General features: G+C 28.7%; 6 protein-coding genes. All 6 read right to left on the bottom strand.

Going from position 1 to position 4,261, the window contains the following annotated elements:
* Nucleotides 1-105: 105 nt before the first annotated feature.
* Nucleotides 106-354, bottom strand: a complete 249-nt coding sequence (locus ACIQ56_RS15075) for an aminoglycoside 6-adenylyltransferase (protein WP_397601868.1) — start codon at nucleotides 352-354, stop codon at nucleotides 106-108.
* 1 nt (nucleotide 355) lies between these two features.
* Nucleotides 356-1,141: an RsmE family RNA methyltransferase gene (locus tag ACIQ56_RS15070; RefSeq protein WP_397601867.1), complete on the bottom strand. Its 786-nt coding sequence runs from the start codon at nucleotides 1,139-1,141 to the stop codon at nucleotides 356-358.
* Nucleotides 1,142-1,161: 20 nt separating this feature from the next.
* On the bottom strand, nucleotides 1,162-1,650 hold the full coding sequence (locus ACIQ56_RS15065; protein ID WP_397601866.1) for a hypothetical protein: 489 nt from the start codon (nucleotides 1,648-1,650) through the stop codon (nucleotides 1,162-1,164).
* Complete coding sequence (locus ACIQ56_RS15060) at nucleotides 1,647-2,393, bottom strand: hypothetical protein (protein WP_397601865.1); 747 nt, start codon at nucleotides 2,391-2,393, stop codon at nucleotides 1,647-1,649. The genes ACIQ56_RS15065 and ACIQ56_RS15060 overlap by 4 nt, the downstream gene beginning before the upstream one ends.
* A complete protein-coding gene (locus ACIQ56_RS15055) occupies nucleotides 2,368-3,054 on the bottom strand; it encodes a hypothetical protein (protein ID WP_397601864.1) in 687 nt (228 codons plus the stop codon). Before ACIQ56_RS15055 ends, ACIQ56_RS15060 begins: the two co-directional genes overlap by 26 nt.
* Before the next feature lie 32 nt (nucleotides 3,055-3,086).
* Nucleotides 3,087-4,261 (bottom strand): hypothetical protein (locus ACIQ56_RS15050; RefSeq protein ID WP_397601863.1); only part of this gene is annotated, 1,175 nt, incomplete at its 5' end.

Below are 4,261 nucleotides of genomic sequence, written 5' to 3'. Positions count from 1 at the left end.
CCTTGCTTGAATTCGCTTGTATACCTTCTTTTGGTTAACACCATTTCAACACCTCTTTCCTATAAGTTTTTTTCGGATCTGGGTGTCTACTTTCTTAGGGGAGGATCAACCATCCATTTTATCTGGAGTTTGCATGATTAGAATTTTTCCTAATTTATCAGGAAAAATTTTGCTATTCACAATATATTCAACATTTTTTACAATAAATAAAATATCAAAATCTTGATAATCATCTTTTAAGCAATTTTTATCTGCTTTAGATCCATTTAAAATTACTGCTCTTACAAAATCATGTTCATTAGCTACATTCAAAATAGTATCAAAAATTTCTTTTTCTGTTCTTTTATAAACCATATTAAACTCTACTTGAAATATCATTTACAAAACTAATTGCAACTCCTAAAGCGCTTGCAGTTGCATTTGGTACTCTTAAAATATTATTACCTAAAGAAACAGGAATGACATTTAGTTTTTCAAAAATAAATTCTCTCTCATTGTCGGAAAAGCTTGCTTCTGGTCCAATTAAAATACAAATTTCTTCGATGTTTTTCATGTAATTTTCTTGAATTTTATTAAGGATTGAATTTGTAATTTTACCTTCGTATATATGTGATTCATCACAAAATAGTATTATTTTTTTTGAATTTGATTTTGATACATATTCTTTATAAAAATTATCTAAACTGTCGTAACAAAAAATTTCAGAAGAATAGGCGCTTTTGCTAATTCGAGTTGCTTCGTTACTTAATTGTATTAGTTTCTCCAGTTTAATAGGTGCTTTTGAAGCAGCCTTTTCACTTTTAAATATATGTATTTGATTTGCACCCATTTCAGATGAATTAGCAATGACTTCATCTAGAGTTGTTGGTTTTGGCATAGCTAGCCATAAGTTTATTTCTGGTTTTGTCTTTTCAATTCTTTTTACGGAATGAATATCAATAACAAGTTCTTTTTTATTAGCAGAGGTAATGATTCCTTCTGCAATGACTCCACGGCAGTTTGTAACTTGAATTGAGTTTCTTTCTTTTATTCTAAGAACATTATAACCATAATGGTGTTCATTATCATTGATTATTAAATATTTACTATTTTCATTAATGTTATTGGAAATTAAAGTCCATGTTTGTTTTTGGATGCTCATTATGAAATACCTGTTATTTTTTATAAGTGACAAATAGATATTAAGGGAGATTCTTTTAAAATTTCGTATTTTTTGTCATTTTCAATTTCAAAAAATTTAACATTATTTACCCATTCTTTAAAAGTAGCCATAAAAGAAATTAAAACTCTCCAATCATGCTCATTGAAATTTTTTGTAAACTCAAAATTATTTTTTAATAAAAGATGATCTATTTTATTAATATAATAGTTTAAATCATTTTTACTGTTTTCGTAATCTATTCTACTTTCTTCTGGCATAAATGTAAGAGCTTCAAATTCACAAACAATATTTGCTTGGTTTAAAAATATATTTGCCAATTCTTCCGATAAAATATCAGAACTTATAAAAGCATTATTTTTTTGAATTGACTTAGTAAACTTATTAAAAAATTCATATTCTTTTATAGTAGATATTTTATTATATTTTAATTTTTTTAGTTCATTGTATGCAAGAATTGAGTATTTAAAAATGACTGTATTTTGATTCATTTTGTTTTTGTAATTTCTATAATATCATTTGTTCCGTTTGGTTTACGCGCCGATAAATTAGGAACAAATTGGTTAATTTGTTTAATAGCTTGCATGATATGTGAAGTATCAATGTCGCTTCTGTATTGGACTCCTTCTGAAGTCACATCATAGGGGATAATTATCGAATTTTTATCGGCTGTAAAGTTTTTTATTACTTTTTCTATATCTATTATATTATCTCCAGAAATTTCTTTAGATATATAAAAACGAATCCCATCTCTTTTATTTAATTTAGGAAGATATTCATTTAATGATGATTTTATCTCTTCTTCACTTTTTCCAACGAGGACTCTTTTTTTGTAAAAAAGGATGTATTTGCTGCTTAAAGCTGGGGCATTTAAAGAGGATTCAGCACTATAATTTAAAAAGATAAGTAATCCATTTTTAAGAATTAGTGGAGAAATTGAAAATGGAATATGTGGTGGCCAAGATTTATTTCCTGTTAATTGATATTCCGTTTCTTGTTGTTTTTTTAATAATAATTGAACATCAGTAGTCCAATTTGAGTTTGAAACAAAATGAAAATTAGTGATATTTTGAACTCGTTTAGGATTATAATTTATCGATATTTTTTCTTGTTTTTTTTCACAGTATTCACAAATGAAAATAACAAAAGGAATTTCTTCTTTATAAATGGTTTGTTTTTCATTGAGAGTTTTATGAAACTCTGCAAGGCTATGGTTCGGGAACCACAACAACAATAGGAATAACACTGGCAGGTACATAAGGATCCTTTGCAAGTGTTGAGTTTTGAATAATGGTTGCATCTTCTGCTGTTGCTGGTTTTAATTCGGATTTTCGATCATAAGCTAATTTAACTATGGTAAGGCCAATCGAAGAAGAAACTACTTTTGATGGAGAAATTAAAACTTTTTTATTTCCTCCAACATCAAGAATAATTGCTCCACATTGGACAGAGTTTCCGGGTAAAGTAAAAAGCATAGAAAAAGCAATTTTTTTGCCATCATCTGTAAGAACTGGTTTCTTTTTGGAGTTATTTGGTGTCTTTAAAATATCTCGAAAGGGGGCGGCAAGAGAAACCTTAACAACTCCATTAGAAAAAATTTCACTTCCTTGCGAATGGAAATATTTTTCCCATTCCGGTTTTGTCCCAAGCTGACCTTTTTCAATTTTTTGACAAGTGGTTTTAAAATAATTTCCAATATTTTGAATCGCATTTTTTCTAGCATTTACTTCTGCTTTTAAGCTACTATTTTGTTCTTCTTGATTGGTATTAAAAACTCCGAAAGTAGAAATTGTCATTTTTGAAAAATCAAATGAGATTTTATTTTCTTCACCATCTCCATAAGCAAAAGGGCTAAAAGGCAAAGACAGACTAAGAGCAATCCACATTGATTTCATCACAAGGGTTTCCTTACTTTTAATGAACTGTTTTACGAATTTACTTCCTTTAAAACTTCATTTGCTGAATCTATATTAGCAATTTCAGCATCAAGAACACATAGTGACATTATATTTGAAAACCCTTGGATTTTGATACGCAACATATTCCAGTATTGAACGTCAATGGGATGACTTCTGCTAACAAAAAATAAAACTTCTTTTACTTGCGAAAGTAAGGGGAGAATATTTTTGCAGATATCTGAAAAATAAGATTTATTTTCCTGATCAAATGGAAAACGCATCGTGCTTTCAACGACCAATTCAAGTTTTTTAATACTATTTATTAAAATTTCAGATGAATAACCTTTTGTTAATTGTTTTTGTTGTTGAGTAACTTCATTTTTTCTTGCAATTAGACTTTTAATTGTTGTCTCAGTATTTTGATATTTAGTAACATATTCAGAAAGCCATTTAAAAGTTTTAATAGGATTTTCAGGTATGTCTCCAAATAATTCACAAAGTTTAATTTTATGTAAATCAATAAAACTTAAAAGGATTGCTGTTGAACTTGTTGTTCTTTCTGGACCTTGAAATTCAGCACGAAGATCTCGAACCTCAGCAAGGGTATCTCTGATTTGTTCTAAAGATATTTCTCCTAATAAAGAGCGAATATCTTGGGCAACCACAGAGCCTTCTTCCGCTGCAATAAGTCGTTTGTTTTCTCTTCTTAAAGTTTCGTCTGCATTTGCAATTTGATTTTCAATTTCTTTTTTACGTTTCCAAAGGCTTAAAGCGAATAAAAAACAAATAGGAATTGTAACAATAAAAATACAAAAAATAACAGCAAGCCAAAATCCACGATTTACTGTTTTTAATCTTTCTTTAGCCCCTAAATTCTTTTTTTCCACTTTTTCAATATTTGCTTCATATTTTTCTCTATTTTCATAATGAAAAACAGCCTCGCAAAGATAGTTTGCATTGTCTGCGTAGGGTGAAAGTTCTTTTAAAGCAGAAAATCTATTGTATCTATGAATAATATGTGCTTCAGTTTTTTCTAGGTGGTTGTTAATGAAGTCTTGTGCTCTTTTAGCATTTTGAATGATTTTTTGCCGTTCGCTATCTTCAAGGGATATCCAAGGCAAAGTTGTTTTGTTCAGTGTGTTTATTCTGATATCTAGCTCTTCAATTTCATTTTGCTTTTCTTCAACTGAAGCTAGTTTTTTGC

The sequence above is a fragment of the Silvanigrella sp. genome (assembly GCF_044369315.1).
Lineage (GTDB): Bacteria > Bdellovibrionota_B > Oligoflexia > Silvanigrellales > Silvanigrellaceae > Silvanigrella.
The sequence above is the reverse complement of the archived record's forward strand: the minus strand, read 5'-3'. Positions and strand labels throughout refer to the sequence as shown.